4 protein-coding genes and 1 pseudogene are annotated in these 4,126 nt (G+C 64.8%); 1 reads left to right on the forward strand and 4 read right to left on the reverse strand.

Annotation, left to right across the window (positions count from 1 at the left end; translation table 11 throughout):
* Positions 1-460: 460 nt before the first annotated feature.
* A complete protein-coding gene (locus ABZ911_RS42950) occupies positions 461-1,702 on the reverse strand; it encodes an IS256 family transposase (protein ID WP_358070422.1) in 1,242 nt (413 codons plus the stop codon).
* Positions 1,703-1,914: 212 nt separating this feature from the next.
* Here ABZ911_RS42950 and ABZ911_RS42955 point away from each other — a divergent pair, with 212 nt between their 5' ends.
* Positions 1,915-2,154 (forward strand): hypothetical protein, encoded by a 240-nt coding sequence (locus tag ABZ911_RS42955; protein WP_358070425.1) that lies wholly within the window; start codon positions 1,915-1,917, stop codon positions 2,152-2,154.
* Positions 2,155-2,404: 250 nt separating this feature from the next.
* Here ABZ911_RS42955 and ABZ911_RS42960 read toward each other — a convergent pair whose 3' ends face one another.
* The 3 genes and pseudogenes from ABZ911_RS42960 to ABZ911_RS42970 form a co-directional block, all read right to left on the reverse strand.
* The gene (locus ABZ911_RS42960; protein ID WP_358070428.1) at positions 2,405-2,914 is read right to left on the reverse strand and encodes a hypothetical protein; all 510 of its coding nucleotides are present in this window, start codon (positions 2,912-2,914) and stop codon (positions 2,405-2,407) included.
* 45 nt (positions 2,915-2,959) lie between these two features.
* Positions 2,960-3,796, reverse strand: a complete 837-nt coding sequence (locus ABZ911_RS42965) for a transposase family protein (RefSeq protein ID WP_358070431.1) — start codon at positions 3,794-3,796, stop codon at positions 2,960-2,962.
* A 175-nt stretch (positions 3,797-3,971) separates the two neighbouring features.
* Positions 3,972-4,126, reverse strand: a pseudogene (locus tag ABZ911_RS42970) (IS5/IS1182 family transposase); the annotation flags it as partial.

Consider the following 4,126-nt stretch of genomic DNA (forward strand, 5'->3'; position numbering starts at 1 on the left):
GGGTTTAATCGCCGGTTTCGGCGAATTGTTAATGGGGAGGGATGCGCCGTCGCACCCGTTCGGCCCCCCCCCGGCCGTGGGGCCTGGGGGCCGGTCACGGGCGGGGAGCCGCACGGGTAGTCGAGGCACAGTCGGCTGGGCTGATCACACATGACAGGCCATCCACCCGAAGCAGGCACGGAACACCAGCGGTTAGAGCATGCCTCCGGCGGGGGACTCAGCTCCGGGATGATCGGCGTACGCGTCCAATCCGGGGATCAGTTGGCTGAGGTGGAAGCCCGATCTTCCCGCCCGCCACGTCCCAGGCAGAGCCCAGCACATCAAGACCAGGGGTCAAGGTCGTTCGTCCAGTAGGGCGCTCCACCTTGACCCCTGGCCTTGATCCGCTGCATTGCATGTGGGGGTCACGTCCACGGACGTGGTGTATGAATCGATCTTCGCGTGATCCTGTTTCTGCAGGTTAAGCGGTAAGTGTCTGCGGGAGCGGTTTCTGGGTCGGTGTGTCGCCGGCGACGAGGCGGACGCGGGCCTTGGCCAGGATGTCCAGGCCCATGTAGCGGCGGGCTTCGACCCACTCGTCGGTCTGCTCGGCAAGGACGGCACCGACCAGCCGGATGATCGAGGGCCGGTCGGGGAAGATGCCGACCACGTCGGTGCGGCGGCGGATCTCCTTGTTCAGCCGTTCCTGCGGATTGTTGGACCAGATTTGCGGCCAGATCTCGCGAGGGAAGGCCGCGAAGGCGATCAGGTCCTCGCGGGCGGCGTCCAGGTGCTCGGCTGCGGCCGGATGCTTGGCTTCCAGCGTTTGCACGACCCAGGCGTGCTGAGCGCGTACCGAGGCGGCATCGGGCTGGTCGAAGACGGTGCGCACCAGGGTGGCCACGAACGGCTGCGCTGACTTGTTCACACAGGTCAGAAGGTTTCGCAGGTAGTGGCTGCGACACCTCTGCCAGGACGCGCCCGCCAGGGTGGCGCTGATCGCGGCCACCAGCCCGGCGTGGCAGTCGGAGATGACCAACTGCACTCCGGACAGGCCGCGGGCGACCAGGCCGCGCAGGAAGGCCAGCCAGCCGGCGCCGTCCTCAGCTGAGGTGACCTCCAGGCCGAGGATCTCCCGGCGGCCGTCGGCGTTGACGCCGGTGGCCACCAGGACGTGCACGTTGATGATGCGGCCGCCCTCGCGCACCTTCTGAGTCAGCGCATCCAGCCAGACGAAGGTGTAGGGGCCGGCGTCCAGCGCCCGGGTGCGGAACGCCTCGACCTGCTCATCCAGCGTTTTGGCCATCTGGTTGACCTGGCTTTTGGAGATGCGGGTGATGCCGAGCTGTTCGATGAGCTTGTCGACGCGCCGGGTCGAGACGCCCAGCAGGTAGCTGGTCGCCACCACGCTGATCAGCGCCTGCTCGGCCCGGCGCCGCCGTTCCAGCAGCCAGTCCGGGAAGTACGAGCCCGACCGCAGCTTGGGAATGGCCAGCTCGATCGACCCTGCGCGGGTGTCCCACTCGCGGGTGCGGTAGCCGTTGCGCCGGTTGGTCCGCTCGTCGCTGCGTTCGCCGTAGCCTGCTCCGCACAGGCTGCCGGCCTCCGCCGACATCAACGCCTCGGCCATGGTCTTCACCATGGATCGCAACAAGTCGGGGTCCTGGGTCTCGATCTGCTTCGCCAGCCACTGAGTAGGCGTCACACTGCTGTCTACGGCCATCACGTGTTCTCCTTCGATCTTGGTTTGCACCTCGAAGGATCACGCGATGGCCGTCTGCATTTCACGACGCCACGCCTGTGAACAGGCCAAACTCGTACACCACTCCCGTGGACGCAACCGCATGTGGGACGAGGCAGACGGGAAGATCGGGCAGGGCGGAGCGTGAGAAAAGGGATTCCTGCCGTTCGATCCCATGTGGGATGCTCTCCGCCGTGACTGAGTCCGAGGATCCCCAGCCATACCGTTCGCCGCCCAATGCCCCCGAGGACTATGAAGCGGTCCGAAACATTGGGACTGTCTCCATGGTCGCCGGTGTCGCCATATCGTTCGGGATTCTGATCTTCGATGAGCGATCCCCCTCGTGGCCATGGCTCGTTGGTCTATGGATCATGGCCCTGATCGGCGTTGGCTTGCGGATCGAGGCGGGGATTCGTGAGCGTCGACGCTCTTGAGCATTGGCGTGCCATCGACGTGCCATTAGAGCCACGTGAACGACCACATCAGCCGTGATTGTGAGCCCAGCCAACCTCACATAAGCCCATGATCGCCGTGCCATTAGCGTGCCATTAGGCCACGTCGAGCGGGCCTCATGCCGCGAGGCGAACGAGGCTCCCACGCATGTCAACCGCCCTGCATAGGCGATCTTGGCTCCTTGCAAGCGAGGGGTTACTGGTTCGATACCAGTACCGCCCACCGGTTAGTTCAGCCCGGTGCTGCCGCGATCCGACGCCGGATCGCGGCCAGTGCCCGATCCGCCTTGGAGAAGTCGATCCGAGATCCTCTTCCATCCTCGGTGCTGACCTTCGTCGTGACTGTGAAGCGGTCGCCGGGCACCACGAGGGTGAACCGTTCTGCCACGGTGTTCTTCTCCTGGGCGTCGACGAAGGCGTAGGTAGGCTCAGCGTCCTCGGTCTTCTGCGCACCCGGTGGGAGATCCAGTCGAACGGTCTTGACGTTCACCGAGACGATGTCGCGATACCGGTATTCGCTCGTCTGCTCCTCCGGTTCACGGACACCCGTGATGGAATTCAAGGTCGTCCGGTACGCTCCGAGTTTCTGATCTGCCATGCACACGACGAAGACGGTGTAGCGGGAGGCGATGTACCCCTCGCCCACCCGGTGGTGCCGCACCAACTTGGTTCTCGGCGGATTAGCAGGACCGACGATTACGAGCGGGTCGGTGATGCGGCCGGTGCTACGCAGTTCTTCCATCACGATTCCCAGACGGGTAAGTGCCCGATCGACAATGACGTGATCTCAGCGAATTTCCGGCAGGTAATTGTGCTCGAAGTGGGTGAGGACAAGTGCTGCGCGGGCGATGTCGCCGATTCGGCTGGGGCTGACGGTGATGTGCTGGAGGGTCCGCCATCGGCCTTTGAGCAGGGCGAATCCGCGTTCGCCGAGACAGCGCAGGGCGCGTAGGAGCCGGTTGTAGGTGCGGTTGTCCGGGCTGAGGATCTGGTTTCCTTCGGGCTGTCTGATCGGCGTGTGGATGCCGATTCCCGCGCCTTCGTAGCCGCTGTCGGCGAGGGTGGGCAAGCCGCGGGCGGAAGCGGCGTACAACGCGCCCACGACATGTGTCCGGGCGGCGCACAGGTCATGGACAGTGCCGGGCTCGACCTCGCCGATCCACAACGGCAGGCCGTCTGGTGCCGAGAGGGCTTGGAGGTTGCCGGCGTGCTGGTGGGCCTTGCCGGAGTACCAGGCGTCGATGGGTTCGCCCTTGACGCTGATGGTCTGCTCGGCGCAGCGGTCGATCGGGATCAGGGTGCCGTCCAGGATCACGTAGGCCAGTCCTTCGGCGTGGGCACGGTCCAAAGCTTCGGAAAGATCCGGGGCTTGAGCTGCAAGAACCTCGATTCCCTCGTGGATGTAGCGGTAGGCCGTGGCCCGTGAGACGCGGTGATCGCGGCCGAGCTTGGGGATGTCGTGCTCGCCGCGGAACCAGCGCACCACCATGACCGCTTGCCGGAAGGGGCTCAAGACCCGGCTGTCTTTCGGCGTACCGCGCAGTTGGCGTTCTTCATGCAGGAGGCGGGCGGCGTGCTGAACGAGTGCGCGGGAGACGTCGAGCGTGGCACGATGAGCAATCACGTGGAGCCTTCCGGAGGCTGGGATTTCTTGTGGTGAGAGCTCTTCTACCGGGGGCTCCACGTCTGTTTCCGGCCTTCGGCAACTTCTCCCGATAGGCCCGGAACGCCACCAGAGGCGTCCAAGAAATCCCAATTCGTCCGAACTATTTCGCTGAGATCACCTCAATGAGGTGATCTCAGCGAATTGCCGGTAGGTGGTCGTGCTCGAAATGGGTGAGGACAAGCGCCGCGCGGGTGATGTCGCCGATTCTGCGGGGGCTGATGGTGATGTGCTGGAGGATCCGCCAGCGGCCTTTGAGCAGGGCGAACCCGCGCTCGCCGAGACAGCGCA

The organism is Nonomuraea sp. NPDC046570 (assembly GCF_040645915.1).
In the GTDB taxonomy this organism is placed as follows: Bacteria; Actinomycetota; Actinomycetes; order Streptosporangiales; family Streptosporangiaceae; genus Nonomuraea.